Genomic DNA, 18,854 nt, shown 5'->3' on the forward strand with positions numbered 1-18,854 from the left:
CATGAAAATAAAAAATATAGGACTTTATTTTTCTAGTAATATTATAAAAGGATTATTCCCTTTTCTGTTATTGCCTATTTTAACTAATGTAATGAGTGTGGAAGAGTTTGGTATTGTAGGTATCTTTCAAACCTTCCTTATAACTTTAACTCCAATAATTGGATTGAAAGCTTTTGGCTCGGCTAGTATTCGGTTCTATCAAAACAACGAAAACCTAGCATTATATAATAATAGTTGTATCCAGATACTAACTATAATGTTATTGCTTTTAATTAGTGTAGCCCTAATGTTGACAGGAATGTTGGACGGAACTGGGCTATCTAGTAATTTGTTGTTACTTTGTATTCTATGTTCAGCTATGAAGTACATGTCTGAATTCCGTTTAAGTCAATGGATGATTAGAGAAGAAGTTTCATCATATACAAAGTTTCAAATGTTTGAAGCATTAATGTCATTTTTAGTTACAATATGTTTTATTTATATAATAAAAGATAAAGTAGATGCACGAGTAAGTGCGCTATTCTTTGTCTCTATATTATTTTCTTCTATAGCTTTACACAGTATGGTTAAGGATAACTTGTTACAGTTTTCCAGTATATTTAAACCTAACCTAAAATATATTAAAGAGTGTTTATCATATGGTGTGCCTCTGTTACCTCATGCACTTTCTGGTATAGCTATCATTACTGTTGATAGATATATGATTGGCTATTATCTAGGTTTTGAAAAATTAGGCCTATATATGTTTGCTGTAACGTTAGGTAGTGTTGTGAGTGTTTTCTTTATTTCAGTGAATCAAGTGTATAGTCCTTGGCTATATAAAAACTTAGCTAGTATAAGTTCTGATAAGCTAACCAGAATTAAGCTATGTACTTTGGTTGTTTTTTTGATAAGCATAGTTGTTTATTCCATAGGTATTAATTTTCTTGAGTTTTTAATACCAATAATATCCAACGTTAGCTATTTATCATCACTAGATACTCTTAAGATTATTATGTTGGGACAATTGTGTAACGGTTTTTATTTGCTGGTTATTAATTTTGTCTTGTATGATAGACGAACAAAAATAATATCGACGATTTCTGTAACATGCGTTGTTGTAAATGTGTTGTTACTTTTGATTTTAGTTCCTGAGTTTGGAATAGTCGGCGCAGCTTATTCATTTCTTGTTGCTAATTTAATTAAGTTTTTTGCAACAGCCGTATGTGCTAATAATGTAATCTCTAATCTAGTATCTAGTAATTGATATTAAATTTTAAATTATGAACTTTTATATTTTTATTTGTATTTATATTTTATTTGGTTTATTGAGTTTGTTTGAACTTGTCAATTAAAAATTGATTAATCCACACATTTTAACCCGTGAAATTGCGGTAACTGTTAGAATGTAATTTACTACTAAATTGTTATAGTCAATATATTACTTGGTGAATAAAATTGAAAGTAAGAAAAGATTTTTATATTAGATTTTTTATTTATATTTCTACATTGTTGTTATCTTGCAGCTACATATTATCAGGTTTATATACACTGTCTATACTTTGCGTTTTTATCTCAATATTCATATATTTTGTTAGTAATAAAGACCAAGCTTTATCTGTTTCGAATATTAATTTCTTGATATTTATTGTTCTTTGTTCGCTTTTAATTGTACCAACTTTATTAGTTAAAGAAATAAATGTAGAGTATATAAAACAATTTATAATAATGTTAATGATGATTTGTACAGGTTATCTTTTGTCTGAGTCTAGACCATTTAGCCTTGTTCTATCTAGAGTCCCTTTCTATCTTGTATCATTTTATTACTTTTTTCTATTCCTTAGCGGTATTCCGAGTTCTCAGTTTTTAGAAAACAACTCTGAAAATTTTATATCAGTTTCTTTGTTCTTAACATTTTTCTTGTCTTTTGCACTTTCAAAAAAATATAAAGTTGATTTTCACCTTGTACTCATGTCGGGTTTAATTTTTTTCTTAAGTCTTATTTCTATAGGACGTTCTGGGATTATTACATCTGGATTTGTTTTTTTGTCAATTTTATTGTTATATCTTAATAGTGGTATAATGCAATTAAACAATAAATTAATTAGAACTTTAGTCTATTCCTTATCTTTTTTTGTTGCGTTGCTTACAGTTGGTATATTAGTTAATGCTCTTATTAACTCCGGTTTAGTTGACAGAATTTTAAATAGAGGTTTAACAGATTACTCTAGAGAGTTTATTATTTCGAGTTATTTGCAATATTCAAAAAGTGCCTTGTATTTGTTGTCTGGTGTTGATTTTTATAATGTGAATGAATTTAAAAAGTATGGGTACAATCTACATAATTCTTACTTATCTATTCATGGATTATTTGGTTTTTTTTTCTTGTTTTGTATTTGTTTCTAGCTATTTGTATTATTTTTTGTTTGTTGGTAGGTAGAAATTTTGTGTTGCTCGTTGTATTTGTAGCAATATTAGTGAGAGCTATTACCGATGTACAAATCCTAGGAGGTAAATTAGACTGGATTTTATTTTATTTACTCTTTATTCAATTAAAAGGGAATTTGGCTATAAATAAGTGATTTTCTTCGAAGTAGTGACTTTTTGATAAAGGGTATTAGGATGACTCTTGAAAGAGAGTGTTTTATAAATGCATAGTAAAATAGGTGTATATTACTTTGGTATTTTTACATCTAAGGAGAGTAATATGTTGCAGTGGAGAAAAAGTATTTGGAATTTTCTTTCGAAAGTATATCCACGATACTTGAAAGCTAGATATAAAATGAATATTCACTCTTCAGCTAGGATATCGCTTAAAGCAAAGTTAGATAAAAATATTAACCCTCGAGGCATATATATTGGTAAACATACCTGGGTAACTTATAACGCTATCATTTTTGCTCATGATCATAGCAGGGCTTTAAAAATAAATACTTATATTGGTGAACGATGTTTTATTGGTGTTAATGCTATTATTTTACCTGGAATTCATATTGGAAATGAAGTTATAGTTGCCGCAGGTTCTGTTGTAACGAAAAATGTTGCTAGTAACTGTATCGTTGCAGGAAATCCTGCAAAAATTATAAAAACAGGTATTAATGTATCAGATAATGGTCAAATTATTAATAAGTAAGGTTTTAGAATGCAAAATAAATCTGATTTATTAAAAAATATTTCAATCAAAGAAAAATGCGCAGGTTTATACGAACATAAAATTTTAGGAATTTCATTTTGGCGATTAGTTAGATTACCAATATTAAGGAGTTATTTGTTAAGAGAGTATAATATCGGGAAGGCAGATGTTAGGACTAAAAAACGTAAATTGGAAATATCTAATTTTTTTGCGGTTCTATTTGATATATTTCTTTCTTTTCTATACTTTTGCAAAATTATTTTCTTTAAGAGAAAAGATGTTCAATCTGTGATCTTGGCTTTTCCACGTTTACAAAAAATTGATAATGAACATGTTTGTAAATTTACAGATCCCCTAATAGAGTACTCCAATATAAAGGATAGTTACTTAGTTTTTCAACGGCATCACAGCGGTAAACATTATGAAAATAGACTTCATAGCAAACATACTTTTAAAACAGATTTTATAAGTTTTATTTCAAAGTTTCTTTCTTTTCTATTTTTTCCAATTGTATTTATAGCTTTTTCTATCCCTATGTTGAAGTTGTTTATAATCGCAAGAAAAGAGTTTTCTATTCCTAGAAGAGCTTTTATATCTTTTATTTTAAAACTTACAGAGTTTATTATCTCCTCGCAACTCTATTGCTTTATATTTAAACGTTTAAAGGTTAAGCAGGTTTTTTTAGTTAATCGAGAAATTTTTTTTGCTGAAACGTTTGCCTGTAAGCAGCTAGGGATTAAGACTTATGAATTACAGCATGGTATCACGCACGGTTGGACGCTGCTGTATTCTGGGTGTTTCGACGAGAAGTTAGATACTGATAAGTTTCTATCCTTTGGTAGCAATTGGAATGGCAAGCAGTTTGGAGTCCCAGTCGAAAGAATTATCAATATTGGATGGGCGTATAATACTTTTATTGCCGAAAAAGTATGTAAAGTGAATAAGGTTGATTCCATACTTATAATTTCTGATTGGTTAAGTACGATGTTGCCTTTAATTGAGCAATTGTCGTCGCGATATTGTCATAATCAATTTCATATAAGACCGCACCCTAATGACAGTGTTAGTAATCAGTTATTAAATAAAATTGACTCTATGCCTAATGTAAAGCTATTAGATAACACTATTGAGTCTATCGTTTTTTTACAATCTTATAATCACGTTGTCGGTTTATCTTCTACTGCCTTATTTGAAGCTCTGTCTTTAAATATTAAGGTGGGAGTTTTAAATTTTGGAGGTTGTACTTCTTTGTTGTCACCTAATAAGTTTTCTAAAGCACTTTATTTTATGAGCAATCTTGATGATTTCGATTCATTTTTAAACGCTCCTGTTTCTGAAGATATCGATGCAAGTCTTTTCTATGGTAAATTTGATGCTGAAAGGGTTAATGGTTTGTTGGCTCCGACTTAGGTAGCACTTGAAGTGTTACTTAAGTTGAATTGTTTATTTTGAATGTTTAACCGGCGCGAGACCAAATTAATGAAAAGATTTATTGATGTTTTATTTTCTGTAGCTTTATTTGTGCTTTTACTTCCGTTCCTATTGATTGTTGCTGTTTATATTAATTTTACTATGGGTAGACCTATACTGTTTATCCAAGAAAGATTGGGGTTGAATGAAAAGGTTATTAAGTTATATAAATTTCGAAGTATGACTAATGATACTGACCCAGATGGTAATTTATTACCAAATAATCAAAGAGTAACAAAGTTTGGACATTTTATAAGACGTTCTAGTATCGATGAGTTGCCTTCTTTACTTAATGTTATTAAAGGGGACTTAAGCTTAGTTGGCCCCCGCCCTTTATTAACAAAATATCAGCCTTTTTACAAAGAAGAGCATAGAGTCAGGCATACCGTCAGGCCTGGAATAACAGGCTTAGCACAAGTTAATGGTAGAAATGCTACAGCTTGGCAGACAAGGTTAGATTTTGATAAAAATTACGTCGAAAATAAAAGTTTATGGTTAGATTTTAAAATATTAATTTTGACTGTTTATAAAGTATTTAAACGGGAAGGCGTGGAAGGAAATAGCGATCTTTCAATCATTCCTTTAGATAAAGATAAGTCTTACTTGGAAAATAATAATGATTAATGTATTGGTAACTTCAGTTGGTGGTGGTGTTGGTCAGTCAGTTGTTGACTCTATTGCGTATCTTGACTCAAAGTATAAAATCATAGGCCTTGATTTATCTGACACGGTTTATGCAAGAAACCAATGTGATGTTTTTTTAATCTCACCGAGAATAAACGAACCATCTTATCTTCAATTTTTATTAGATACTTGTGAACAATACAATATTGATGTTTTAATCCCCGGAAATGACGGGGAACTTGAAATGTTAAGCCGTAACATTGATTTGTTTATAAATATTGATGTTAAAGTTGTCGTATCACCTTTAAATATCGTGGCAAGCAGTCGAAATAAGTTCAACTGGTACAAAGATTATTCATCCATCATTAATATTGTACCTACTGCGCTTTACAGCGAGTACGTCAAATCTCCAGATAGTTTTAATGAAATCACTTTTCCGGTAATCGCCAAACCCGCGGCCGGATCAGCGTCATCAGGCATTCAGATATTTTTATCACTAGCTGAGTTACTTTCTGACCCAATACCTAGTGATGAGGCAATCAACTATGTCGTTCAGCCATACTTGATGCCAATGAAAACAGCTTCTGATTACAAAACTCTCAATAAAGCAGTGCAAGAGCGACGATTATTACAGCTATCTGAGATCTCTTGCCAGATAGTTTATGATTTAAACTCTGAGGTTATGGGGATTTTTGTATCTAAAAACTCACTAAAAAATGGTGTGCCAGTTACGATTGAGCCAGTAACTGACGAAAGTATACTCGCCGTGATACGTGATATTGCTGAAAAATTAAAATCCGAAAAATTAATCGGGCCCGTTAACATTCAAGGCCGTTTAACTGACCAAGGACTTGTTTTTTTCGAAATGAATTTGCGATTTACAGGTATTACTGGCAATCGTTCTCAGTTTGGTTTTAACGAAGTAAGCTCAGTTATTGAAGCCTTTACAAATGAGGGCCTAGTAACACCGCTTATTAGTAACACCGCCCGTGTAGGCGCTCGTCAAGTCGCCTGTACAACATTTTATCCGCTCGGTCAAAATGCCACTTCTATTATTTTAGTTACTGGAGCGAGTAGTTGGGCAGCTAAAAACTTTATTTGTCATATGTCAAAAACAGGGTTTTTAGTAGGTAAAAAAATAATCTTAAGCGCACGTAATTCAGCAGGTTTGAAAGAGCAACTTGAACATGAGTTAGGTACAAATGAAACTCGAGAATTTGTATATATTGGCACTCGGAGTGAGGAACTATCGCAATCGATTGGATTAACTGATGTGATATTTAATTTCGCGTCTGCTAGGCCTCCCCATGGTAATCACAAGATATTTGAATCAACGATGTTTAATCTTTCATTAGTTGATCTTATCAAGTGTGGAAATCCTGGTTTTGTAGTCAATATGTCATCACAATCAGTTTACGAAGCAAGTTTCGATTCACTATGTTATGAGTCATCTGCTGTAACAGCAACTAGCACATACGGATTGTCAAAGCATGTTGTTGAGCAAGCATTTTCAAGTATTCCTAAATATTGTAAAGGCACTAAAGTCGTTAATCTGCGTTTGGGTAGGCTTTGGTCTGGTAACATTGAAGTCGATAAGTCACAATTTCCTTACAGAATGCTAGATTCAATGCTCGGAGATGGGCTGTTTGAAGTGGCAAATTCCGATAACCAAATAAGTATGCTTGATGTTGATGACTTATCTCAATCTTTACTTAGTTTAATGGAGCTATGGAAGGGTGATAACGAACTACCGACAACACTTAATTTAGGTGGCGTAAATACAAGCTTAAATCAATTAGTATCAAGCTTGGAAGGTGCTCTTTTAGAGGCAGGTATTAAATTCAATAAGCTTGCCATTAATACAGAGAGTACTCAATCAAAGTCTGTTGTGATTTCAAGTCATTTAGCTGAACAATATGGTCTTAATTCAAGCAGGAATTTAGTTTCTAGCTGGTTAAAATTATTAACCTTATATAATAAATAATTTGTGGTAGATAATTATGTCAAATAGCTTTTCTCCGTGGCCTTCATTTACTCATCAAGAAGCAGATGCCATCAGTCGAGTTTTATTATCGAATAAGGTAAATTATTGGACAGGAACAGAATGTCGCAAGTTTGAAAATGAGTTTGCTACTTGGACGGGATGTGAGCATGCCATTGCCGTCGCAAATGGAACTCTAGCACTCGATCTGGCTTTAAAAGCGTTAGGTATTGGTTGTGGCGACGATGTTATTACTACGTCCCGAACTTTTTTAGCATCAGCATCTACAATCGTAACATCTGGTGCTTCCCCTATATTTGCTGATGTAAATTTAAACAGTCAAAACATCACCGCAGAATCAATAGAAGCTGTATTAACAACTAAAACCAAAGCCGTAATTGTCGTTCATCTAGCTGGTATGCCTGCAGAAATGGATTCCATTATGGCTTTAGCAGAAAAGCACAATTTTTATGTTATTGAGGATTGTGCACAAGCACATGGCGCAAAGTATAAAGGTCGCTCTGTTGGAAGTATCGGACATATTGGTGCTTGGTCTTTTTGTCAAGACAAAATCATGACTACTGGTGGCGAAGGTGGCATGGTGACCACGAGTGATGAAGAACTATGGTCAAAAATGTGGTCATATAAAGATCACGGTAAAAGCTTTGATGCTATTTATAATCGCGAACATCCACCTGGTTTTCGCTGGTTACACGAAAGCTTTGGCACCAACTGGCGTATGACTGAATTGCAGGGGGCAATAGGGCGGATTCAGTTAACTCGTATGCTAGATTGGACCGCTCAACGTCAATCCAATGCTAAAGCACTGGATAACGCAGTTGCTTTTATAAATTGTGTTAGGACTGTCTTAGTGCCCGAACATATTGAACATGCCGAATATAAGCATTATATGTTTGTCATAACAGAAAACTTAGCCGAAGGTTGGTCACGTGATAGGATCGTCGAAGAAATCACTTCTCACGGGGTTCCAGCATTTCAAGGTAGTTGCTCCGAAGTTTATCTTGAAAAGGCTTTTGATAATACTTCTTGGCGCCCTGAACAGCGTTTAATCAATGCTGTTGAATTAGGGGAAACTAGTTTAATGTTTTTAGTTCATCCTACATTGAAACAATCTGAAATTGACAAAACATGTGAAGTAATACGAACAGTTTTGTTATCTGCTCAAAAGGACTATGAGTGTTCGGATTAGCTGGTTTGTTATTTTTAGATTAACTTCAAGTATTTAACTGTATTTTTAGTTAGTGCAGAGCCGTTCTTTTTTAGTGGTAACGAACGGCTTATATTATCATTTTAATCTACGATAGCTGACACAAATTCTCCACTTAAAGCGTCTACTCGTTGTAAACTGAATTTGTCTGGGGATTGGGTGCTTTGCCCATAAAGGGGTTACTGTGAGAAATCATCGACTTTGTAATCTACTCTTAACTTATTCAAGTATGCTATTGTCACGGCATCAGCGCTTCTATTACGAAAACATAAGTTTACCAATCAGACTATTAATTTTAACTTTAGTGTAGACTTCATTTCCAAACTTTCATGAGTCTGATTGAACCAAGTTTTTAACTCTCTACCAATTGATCATATCCAACTACTCCAGCAATTCAGAACGTCAAAATAGGAATCTAGTTGAACGGATTAATCTTGTTTAAACTTTTGAAACTCTAATTAATATCTCTCTACTTTCCAAGTGTCAATTTTAGTGAGTAGGTGACAATTATCAGTGCGAAAATACGATCAAATCAAGACTGATTAATTAACCAAAAATTATTGAGATAAATTGCTAATGGCAGCATTACTTCATTGAAAGAAATTTATCGTTGTTTTATTTCAGTCTGTAGATTCTTAGTTTTCATCTTGCTCACTTTTTGCATATAATCATTAGTTATCTATTCCCTGATTACTTCGTTTCTATAAGAAGTTTTTATAATACTGTTTGTATTTAAGTTGTAATACTCTATGAAAATTATAAATTTGGAGCGGAAAATGGATTTTTTGCCAACATTATTTGGACTTAAACGTTCACAAAAACGTGCTGTTAGTTTATCTATTGATGCACTTTTTCTTTGTTTTGCCTTTTGGACAGCATTATTGGTTAGAGTTGATGATATCAGTGTATTAACTGATGCGAGTTATTGGTTGCTTGCTGCAATCATGCTCCCCTTTACTCTAGCTGCTTTTACAAAGCTTGGATTATATCGAGCCATTCTTCGATATATGGGCCTACAGGCTTTAACTGCTATCTTCTTGGGAGCGTTGGTTTCTGCTTTCATTTTAGTGTTAGCTTCCTATTTTACAGATGCTCCTCTTCCTCGTACTGTTCCTATTATTTACGCAGCATTTGCAATTGTCTTTATTGGTGGAACGCGTGCAATTGTTCGCTCTCTTGTAGGCTCAGGGATAAAACGTGTAGGTGAACCGGTTATTATTTATGGCGCAGGTGTCAGTGGCAGGCAACTTTTGACTTCTTTAGTTTTGAGTCATGAATATCATCCTTTTGCATTTGTTGATGACGATGAGTCCCTACATGGCACGGTTATTCAGGGGGTTCATGTTCATTCACCTTCAATCATTCGTAAATTAATTAAACAGAAGAAAGCGACTAAAGTCTTACTGGCTATTCCAAGTGCAAGTCGTGCTAAACGTCAAAACATTTTAAATCGCTTGGAACCTTTATCTGTACAGGTTCTTACTATTCCTGCGATGGCTGATTTAGTCAATGGTACTAAGCTTTATACTGACATCAAGGAAGTTGAAATTGATGATTTGTTAGGTCGTGATGCTGTTGCTCCTCGTCAAGATTTACTGTCTGCCAATATTAAAGATAAAGTTGTTATGGTTACAGGGGCTGGTGGTTCTATTGGCTCAGAATTATGCCGCCAAATTTTAAAGCAGTCTCCAAAAAAGTTGGTACTTTTTGAATTATCTGAGTTTGCCTTATATGCTATTGAGCGCGAATTAAGCGCTACTGCACTCGAGTTAGGCTTAAGTGTTCGTATTTTGCCTATGATGGGCTCAGTACAGCGCGAGAACCGCGTAAAAGAAATTATGTTAGCGTTTGGTGTGCAAACTGTATACCACGCTGCGGCATATAAACATGTACCTTTAGTTGAACATAACGTAGTTGAAGGGGTGCGCAACAATATTTTTGGTACTTTATATACCGCGCGCGCAGCTATTGAAGCTGACGTAGAAACATTTGTACTTGTATCTACTGATAAAGCAGTTCGTCCAACTAATGTTATGGGCACGACTAAGCGAATGGCTGAATTAGTTCTGCAGGCATTTTCAAAAGAGAGTAATCAAACTCGTTTTTGTATGGTGAGATTTGGCAATGTTCTAGGATCATCTGGCTCTGTGGTTCCAGTATTTAGAACTCAAATTGCCAATGGTGGCCCTGTTACTGTGACTCATCCAGAGATCACTCGATTCTTTATGACTATTCCTGAAGCATCTCAGTTAGTCATTCAAGCTGGTGCAATGGGTAAAGGCGGTGATGTGTTTGTTTTAGATATGGGCAAGTCAGTTAAAATTGTCGATTTAGCAGCTAAAATGATTCGTTTAAGCGGTTTTGAAGTTAAAGATGATGTAAATCCTGATGGGGATATTGCTATCGAATTTAGTGGCTTACGCCCAGGTGAAAAACTATATGAGGAGTTGCTTATCGGGGATGATGTCACCGGTACAGAGCATGAGCGTATTATGACTGCTAATGAGCTTCATCTTACTTGGAGTGATTATTCTATTATACTCGATCGTTTAGATGCCGCCTGCCATGAATTTAATCATGAAGCTATTCGTGAAATTTTGTTAAGTACACCTACAGGTTTTGCTCCGACAGATGGTATTTGTGATTTACTGTACCAACAACAAGAAAAGAATAGTGAAACAAATGCTAAAGTGGTTAATTTAGTTTCCTAGAGGTGTTTTACAAAATAAGTTTTAGCTAATGCGTCATTAACCATCATTCATAAAGTTTAGGCCTCAAGTGAAAGCTTGAGGCCTTTTTTGATTTGAGGTTTTTTTGTACTGAGGCTGGCTGAGGTTAGTTGCCATATGCTTCCTTGAGTTTAAATTAGTCATTGAAATATTAAATAAAGTAATTTTTATGAAGAATGCTCCCAATTATTACAAGATGACTACAGTAGTTAATCATTAAGTTGATGCTTTCATTTACTACCCTAAAAGTAGGCTGTATTAAAGATGCAAGGGATATTGTGAACTAAGAGTTATCTTGCCAGCACTTTAGATTCACCTACTATATCACTGCTTATTTGTACCTAATTATCACCATGTAAAATAGGCTCCACTAGTTCCACTTTCCCGCAGAATATCTTATCCAATTAACAAACCTTTCATTCCTTTATATTCCTTTTCGTTATACTAAATGTGACATTAATAACTTTTACTATTATTTGATGCTGGTAATATAAATATATGTAAATTCAGCTTAACAATCATTAAAGGGATGACATTGCATTATAAGTCTCCTTTTATCGTATGAATTATTGAAGGTTTATTGGAATAGATATGTCGACACAATTGACTCATTTAAAGCAACTTGAAGCAGAATCGATACAAATTATGCGTGAAGTCGCCGCTGAATTTGATAATCCCGTGATGCTGTACTCTGTGGGCAAAGACTCCTCAGTACTACTTCATTTGGCTCGAAAAGCCTTTTACCCAGGTAAAATTCCATTCCCGTTGATGCACGTCGACACTAACTGGAAATTTAAAGAAATGATCGCTTTTCGTGACCAAATGGCTGAAAAGTATGGTTTTGATTTAATTGTGCACAAGAATCCCCGCGGATTAGCGATGAATGTTGGCCCTTTTACACACGGTAGTGCTAAACACACTGACATTATGAAGACCGAAGGGCTAAAACAAGCATTAGATGAGCATGGTTTTGACGCTGCTTTTGGCGGTGCAAGACGTGATGAAGAAAAATCTCGCGCTAAAGAGCGGGTTTATTCATTCCGTGACAGTAAGCATCGCTGGGACCCAAAAAACCAACGTCCTGAGCTGTGGAATATCTATAACGGTAAAGTTGATAAAGGCGAAAGTATTCGCGTTTTCCCGCTTTCTAATTGGACAGAGTTAGATATATGGCAGTACATCTACCTTGAAGGCATTGAAATTCCATCACTGTACTTATCTAAGCCGCGCCCTGTGGTAGAGCGCGATGGTACCTTGATTATGGTAGATGATGAGCGCATGCCAATTGAGCCTAATGAGGTGGTAGAACATAAAATGGTGCGTTTCCGTACTTTAGGTTGTTATCCATTAACGGGCGCAGTGGAGTCAGAAGCGACAACACTGCCTGAAATTATTCAAGAGATGTTGTTATGCACCACATCTGAGCGACAAGGCCGGGTTATTGATAATGACTCAGCAGGCTCAATGGAGAAAAAGAAAATGGAAGGGTATTTCTAACAACAGAAGTACATCTATTTTAATCCATCTAGTAAACCCTAAAAGAATTGATCAAGCTGCGCAGGATGTATGGCGATAGCTAAGGAAATAAAATGAGTGATAGCACAAGGTTAATCGCATCTGATATCGAAGCATATCTAAACGTTCATGAAAATAAAGACATGCTCAGAGTATTAACATGCGGCAGTGTTGATGACGGTAAATCTACGTTAATTGGTCGTTTATTGTTTGATAGCAAAATGATTTTTGAAGATCAAATGGCGGCTATCGAGAAAGATTCAAAGCGTTTTAATACTACAGATGAGGCATTTGACTTAGCCCTATTAGTTGACGGCTTACAGTCTGAGCGTGAGCAAGGGATCACCATTGATGTGGCTTATCGCTATTTTGCTACTGAGCAACGTAAATTTATCATCGCTGATACACCAGGCCATGAGCAGTACACCCGCAATATGGCAACAGGTGCGTCAACATCCGATTTAGCGATTATTTTGATTGATGCTCGTCATGGCGTTCAAGTTCAAACGCGCAGACACAGTTTTATTTGTTCGCAATTAGGCATTAAGCACGTTGTTATCGCGATTAATAAAATGGATGCCGTTGATTATGACCAATCTGTTTATCAAAAAATTAAAAAAGATTACCGTGAATTTGCCCAAGACTTAGCCTTTGATGATATCCGTTTTGTGCCTATTTCTGCTTTAAAAGGTGACAACGTCGTCAACGAAAGTGACAACATGAAATGGTACCCAGGTTCTACGTTACTTAAGTTGCTTAATACGGTTTCTATTACAGAAAATAGTAATGCGTCTTTCCGTTTTCAGGTTCAATATGTTAACCGCCCTAATCTTAATTTTAGAGGTTTTTGCGGTACCGTTGCATCTGGTGAGATCCGTGTCGGTGACACCATAGTTGCGCTGCCATCAGGTAAAGAAAGCAAGATTAAATCGATTGTGACCTTTGATGGTGATTTAGAAAAAGCCTCAGCTGGAATGTCAGTAACGCTTACCTTAGAGGATGAGATAGATGTTGGCCGCGGCGACATGCTTGTTAGGCCCCATGACCAACCTCATTCATCTAACCACCTTGAAGCAGATGTTGTTTGGATGGCTGAAGAGCCACTGCAACTAGACCGTGAGTATGAAATCAAAGCGGGCAGTAAGTCGGTTTACGGTTATGTGGATGCTTTTAACTTTAAAGTTGATGTGAACACATTAGCTACTGAAAGTACTCAACAACTGGCACTCAATGAAATGGGTAATTGTCACTTTACTCTAACAGCGCCAGTGCAATTTGACTCATATAGCCAAAATCGTTCAACGGGTGCGTTTATTATTATTGATAGGCTAACCAACGTGACCGTGGGCGCAGCAATGATCCGTTCTGCCATTGAAGGCGAGGTAAGCTCGAAGCACCAGTATTCTGAATTTGAAGTTGAATTCAATGCACTGGTTCGCAAGCACTTTCCGCACTGGGGAGCCAAAGTGATTGGCTAGCTAGTGAAGTGGTCATTTGGAAGTGGTCATTTAGAAGTGCTCGTATAAAAGTGCTCTTATGAAAGTGCTCGTGTGGAAGTGATGTTCAGTGCGAGCACCTCGATTGTGCCAAGTTGAAAGTGACTAACGTTTGATGCGTTTGATGCGTTTGATGAGTGTGGTTAGTGGTTAGTGGTTAGTGGTTAGTGGTTAATGGTTAGTGCTTATCGCTATCGAAATAGATGCCTTTAAAGAGTGTCACCTGAATCTGAGAATACTACATATAGCTGGCATTGATTAATGCTCTTCTTTGGTAATGTTCTTATTCCTATTATTTACTTAGCGTGAACCATTGTTATATGTCATTTGAAGCCTACGTTACAGTATTTATTTTTGTTGCCACTATCGTGGCATTATTGCGCTTTCAGAATCGGCCTGGCGCCGTTTTTGGCGTAACCTTATTGCTGCTAGTCGCTTCTGGCTTAGTGACCCAGCAGCAACTGTTATCGAGTATTGCCAATCCTGGGTTAATCACTTTAGTGTTGCTTATTATTTGCTCCTTTGCACTAGAAAAAACGCGCCTGCTTAGGCTCATAGCCTCTAAAGTGATTTTAAAAAGCTACAAGGCTACTTTTATTAGGTTGTTCTCGTTAACCACTATCAGTTCTGCATTGTTAAATAATACCGCGGTCGTAGCGACACTGCTTTCGCCGATTCGAAATAATCCACACCATTTCGCTAGTCGATTATTGCTGCCCTTGTCTTATGCGGCCATTTTAGGGGGAACATTAACCCTGATTGGCACTTCAACAAATTTGATTATTAATAGCCTTTATATGGATACGGTGGGGCAGTCGTTATCTTTTTCTCCTTTACAGCCATTGGTTGTTTATTGGTTGTTGGTTGTGGTGGGGTATTGGCCTTTTCTGTTCGGTTTTTACCTGAAAATACGACGGTTTCTGATTGCAGTAAAGGTTACTTTATCGATGCAAAAATAACCGAGCATTCTGAATTGATAGGAAGAACTGTCGAAAGTAATGGGTTACGTAACTTAGAGTCATTATTTTTGGTTGAAGTAGTGCGTGATGGATGCTTAATCAGCCCTGTTTCTCCTAGTGAAATTTTAAGACAAGATGATCGGTTAATTTTTTCAGGTGACATTACTAAAGTTGAACAGCTAGCTCAGTTTTCAGGTCTTAAAACCTTTGCCCACCAAAATGAGCTGACAACAGCCAATTTGACCGAAGTTGTTGTACGACCTGAAAGCATTTTAATTAGAAAAACACTCAAGCATGTCGGCTTTAGAGCCTTGTTCGATGCCGCTGTCGTTGCTATTAGGCGTGACGGTGAGCAAGTGTCGGGTAAGTTAGGTGAAGTATGCATAAAAGCGGGTGATTTTTTAGTGCTTGCAGTGGGTGAAGACTTTAAGTCTCGACGAAATATCAGTAAAAACTTCATTTTTTTGAGTGGTGTTGAAACTGAGGTTAGGCTTAATGGCTGGCGAGCTTGGTTAGCTGTGGGCGGCTTTGTTGCTACCGTTGCGTTAGCCGCTTTGGGTTTGGTTGAATTATTCCAAGGGTTGGTTATTTTACTTGGTTGTCTTATTTTATCTCAGTCGATTAGCGTTAATGAAATAATGCGTAGGTTACCCATTGATATTTGGTTAATTGTTTCTGCGGCTATTTTGTTATCTCATGCATTGACTAATGCCGGTGTTGTTGGCTTGTTGGGTGATTGGATAAGTGATGGCTTTGACAGTAATCATGTTTACTTAGCATTGATTATTATTTATTTTTTAACTTGGTTTATGACGGAGCTTGTAACCAATAATGCCGCTGCTGCACTGATGTTTCCAATTGCTTACAGTGTGGCGTTAGGGTTTGGAGTTGATGTACTGCCGTTTGTCATGACAGTAGCCTTTGCGGCCAGTGGCAGCTTTATTAGCCCTTATGGATATCAAACCAATCTAATGGTGTTTAACGCTGGTCAGTATAAGTTTAACGACTTTATTAAAGTTGGTTTGCCCGTCAGTATGGTTTATGGCGCGATTGTTATTCTGGCTGTGCCTTATTTTTTCCCTTTTTAACAACTTAAGTATTGCAAGGATTTACCATGTCACAAACGCCTTATCAGTCTATTGACGTTAGCGCTGAAAAATCAACCGATGTTGTCTGGCATCTTGCCAGTGTTAGCCACAACGAACGCGCTCAGCTCAATGGCCATAGCGCTGCGGTATTGTGGTTTACTGGTTTAAGTGGTTCAGGTAAATCAACTGTCGCTAACGCTGTTGATAAAATGCTCTACGATTTGGGCTGTAAAACCTATGTGCTCGATGGCGATAACGTTCGTCATGGCTTAAATGGCGATTTAGGTTTTAGTGATAATGAGCGAGTTGAAAATATTCGTCGAATTGGTGAGGTGTCTAAGTTATTTGTAGATGCCGGATTGATTGTCTCTACGGCTTTTATTTCGCCATTTTTACAAGACAGAGAAATGGTGCGATCGCAACTTAAACAAGGGCAATTTATTGAGGTGTTTATAGATACCCCTATTGCTATTTGCGAGCAGCGAGACCCTAAAGGACTGTATAAAAAAGCCCGCGCAGGCGAGATTAAACATTTCACTGGTATCGACTCCGATTATGACGTGCCTTTAACTCCTGAGGTCCACGTTAAAACGGCAGAAAACGATATTGAAGCTTGCGCCATGCAAGTGATTAACTATTTAATTGAACATCGCTACATCACTGTAAAGTGATATTCCGTCAGTTGTTGGTGTGTTTAATGCTATTTCATTACAGACAACAGACAACAGACAACAGACAACTGACAACTGACAACTGACAACTGACAACTGACAACTGATTACTGATTACTGATTACTGATAGCTGATTACTGATAGCTGATTACTGGCAGCTAACTGCTGTACCAGCGCACTCTTACATCACGCCAAGCAAACCTACCATCAATCCTCTAATTTTAAAGCCTTTTCTAACCTTCGCTTATAAAGCTGCTGTCATTAGTAAGACCTGTTTAAACTTGTTGAGCCATGTTCACAACCTGCCAAGGTTGGCTACAGATAAGTTGTTTAGCTAATGCTAAGTAAGTCACCGAAATTCGATGTAGCGGAGACATAACTCGAACTCTATGAAGCGCTGCAAATAAATGTGGTTAAACTTGGCTAAAAATTAGGTAAACTTAGCCACAGTGAATAAAGCATTCAATTTTAAGAGAGCAGTGCGCTGTTAGCTATGTACTAAAAGCTAAGTGCTAAGTGCTAAGTGCTAAGTGCCATCAGCAGTGAGCCACGAGCTTGTAGTTTTTAATGGAGTAATAATGTCTCGTAAGTATTTTGGCACCGACGGTGTGCGCGGTAAAGTAGGTGAGTTCCCTATTAATCCGTCTTTTGCAATGAAATTAGGTTGGGCTGCTGGGACGGTTTTAGCGTCAGCAGGCACCAAAGAAGTGATTATTGGTAAAGATACTCGTATTAGTGGTTATATGCTTGAAACTGCAATGCAAGCAGGCTTTTCTGCTGCGGGTATTAACTGTGCGTTGGTTGGCCCAATGCCAACACCAGCAATTGCATATTTAACATCGACATTTAGAGCCGATGCGGGCGTGGTGATCAGTGCATCCCACAACCCTTATTATGATAATGGTATTAAGTTATTTTCAAATTCGGGTACCAAACTGAATGACGCTCAAGAGTTAGAGATTGAACATTTACTCGACCAAGCGATTAACCATGGTGCAATGACCTGTGTTGATTCAGATAAATTAGGTAAGGTACGCCGAATTGCTGATGCTGCTGGCCGTTACATTGAGTTTTGTAAAGGGACTTTCGATAAAGATAAGTCACTTACAGGGCTTAAGATTGTTGTAGATTCTGCCAATGGCGCGGCTTACCATATCGCCAAAGAAGTTTATGCAGAACTTGGCGCAGAAGTTATTAGTATTAATGACAAGCCAGATGGCCTCAATATTAACGAGCGTTGTGGTGCAACCCACTTAGACAGCCTGCAAACTGCTGTGATGGTTCATGAAGCTGACTTAGGTATTGCGTTAGATGGTGATGCTGATAGGGTCTTATTTGTTGATCATAATGGCCATGCAGTTGATGGCGATGAAATCTTGTTTATTCTTGCTCAAGCCGCACAAACTAAAGGTGAACTACAAGGTGGCGTAGTCGGCACCTTAATGTCTAACTTAGGCCTTGAGTTAGCGCTAAAAGAGATGGATATTCCTTTTGTTCGCGCCAAAGTGGGCGACCGTTATGTAGTTGAGCAATTAAAACAAACTGGCTGGCAATTGGGCGGCGAAGGCTCGGGTCATATCTTAAGCTTAAAACACACCACTACTGGTGATGGTGTTGTTGCTTCACTTCAAGTACTTGATGCGGTGATTGAATCAGGAAAAAGCTTAGCAGATGTTAAGTCTGGAATGACTAAACTGCCTCAGGTACTTATCAATGTTCGCTTAAATGCCGATAATGCCGATGAGATTATCGCTGCAGAATCGGTTAAGAAATCAGTGTTAGCTGCCGAAGAATTTATGGGTGAACGCGGTCGTGTGTTACTGCGTAAATCAGGCACTGAGCCACTAATTCGAGTGATGGTTGAGTCTACTTGCGCTGAAATGACCCAAACTCAAGCACAAAATATTGCTGATGCGGTAAAGCTTGCGGGTTAATCGCCAGATTGTAAATCAGCTTTAATTTGCTTATATAGCTATTTAA

The 18,854-nt window shown here is 36.6% G+C and carries 12 protein-coding genes and 1 pseudogene; all 13 read left to right on the forward strand.

Annotated elements, in window-relative coordinates:
- Position 1: 1 nt before the first annotated feature.
- The 13 genes and pseudogenes from AC0L4E_RS05415 (at position 2) to glmM (ending at position 18,808) form a co-directional block, all read left to right on the forward strand.
- Complete coding sequence (locus tag AC0L4E_RS05415) at positions 2-1,246, forward strand: oligosaccharide flippase family protein (RefSeq protein ID WP_473678321.1); 1,245 nt, start codon at positions 2-4, stop codon at positions 1,244-1,246.
- Between the two features lie 191 nt (positions 1,247-1,437).
- Positions 1,438-2,385: a hypothetical protein gene (locus AC0L4E_RS05420; protein WP_473678322.1), complete on the forward strand. Its 948-nt coding sequence runs from the start codon at positions 1,438-1,440 to the stop codon at positions 2,383-2,385.
- 301 nt (positions 2,386-2,686) lie between these two features.
- Complete coding sequence (locus AC0L4E_RS05425; RefSeq protein WP_473678323.1) at positions 2,687-3,112, forward strand: acyltransferase; 426 nt, start codon at positions 2,687-2,689, stop codon at positions 3,110-3,112.
- A gap of 9 nt (positions 3,113-3,121) precedes the next feature.
- Positions 3,122-4,522 (forward strand): hypothetical protein, encoded by a 1,401-nt coding sequence (locus AC0L4E_RS05430; protein ID WP_473678324.1) that lies wholly within the window; start codon positions 3,122-3,124, stop codon positions 4,520-4,522.
- A gap of 69 nt (positions 4,523-4,591) precedes the next feature.
- Positions 4,592-5,206, forward strand: a complete 615-nt coding sequence (locus AC0L4E_RS05435; RefSeq protein WP_473678325.1) for a sugar transferase — start codon at positions 4,592-4,594, stop codon at positions 5,204-5,206.
- Complete coding sequence (locus AC0L4E_RS05440) at positions 5,199-7,190, forward strand: NAD-dependent epimerase/dehydratase family protein (RefSeq protein WP_473678326.1); 1,992 nt, start codon at positions 5,199-5,201, stop codon at positions 7,188-7,190. Before AC0L4E_RS05435 ends, AC0L4E_RS05440 begins: the two co-directional genes overlap by 8 nt.
- Before the next feature lie 16 nt (positions 7,191-7,206).
- Positions 7,207-8,397: a DegT/DnrJ/EryC1/StrS family aminotransferase gene (locus AC0L4E_RS05445; protein ID WP_473678327.1), complete on the forward strand. Its 1,191-nt coding sequence runs from the start codon at positions 7,207-7,209 to the stop codon at positions 8,395-8,397.
- Between the two features lie 794 nt (positions 8,398-9,191).
- On the forward strand, positions 9,192-11,126 hold the full coding sequence (locus AC0L4E_RS05450) for a polysaccharide biosynthesis protein (protein ID WP_473678328.1): 1,935 nt from the start codon (positions 9,192-9,194) through the stop codon (positions 11,124-11,126).
- A 609-nt stretch (positions 11,127-11,735) separates the two neighbouring features.
- Positions 11,736-12,641: a sulfate adenylyltransferase subunit CysD gene (gene cysD, locus AC0L4E_RS05455; RefSeq protein WP_299568295.1), complete on the forward strand. Its 906-nt coding sequence runs from the start codon at positions 11,736-11,738 to the stop codon at positions 12,639-12,641.
- A gap of 92 nt (positions 12,642-12,733) precedes the next feature.
- Positions 12,734-14,137 (forward strand): sulfate adenylyltransferase subunit CysN, encoded by a 1,404-nt coding sequence (gene cysN, locus AC0L4E_RS05460; protein WP_473678329.1) that lies wholly within the window; start codon positions 12,734-12,736, stop codon positions 14,135-14,137.
- Positions 14,138-14,475: 338 nt separating this feature from the next.
- A pseudogene (locus AC0L4E_RS05465) lies at positions 14,476-16,202 on the forward strand (SLC13 family permease).
- Between the two features lie 26 nt (positions 16,203-16,228).
- Positions 16,229-16,873 (forward strand): adenylyl-sulfate kinase, encoded by a 645-nt coding sequence (gene cysC, locus AC0L4E_RS05470; protein ID WP_473678330.1) that lies wholly within the window; start codon positions 16,229-16,231, stop codon positions 16,871-16,873.
- A 579-nt stretch (positions 16,874-17,452) separates the two neighbouring features.
- Complete coding sequence (gene glmM, locus AC0L4E_RS05475; RefSeq protein ID WP_473678331.1) at positions 17,453-18,808, forward strand: phosphoglucosamine mutase; 1,356 nt, start codon at positions 17,453-17,455, stop codon at positions 18,806-18,808.
- Positions 18,809-18,854: the final 46 nt, after the last annotated feature.

It is taken from the genome of Shewanella sp. GJ50-10 (assembly GCF_055808815.1).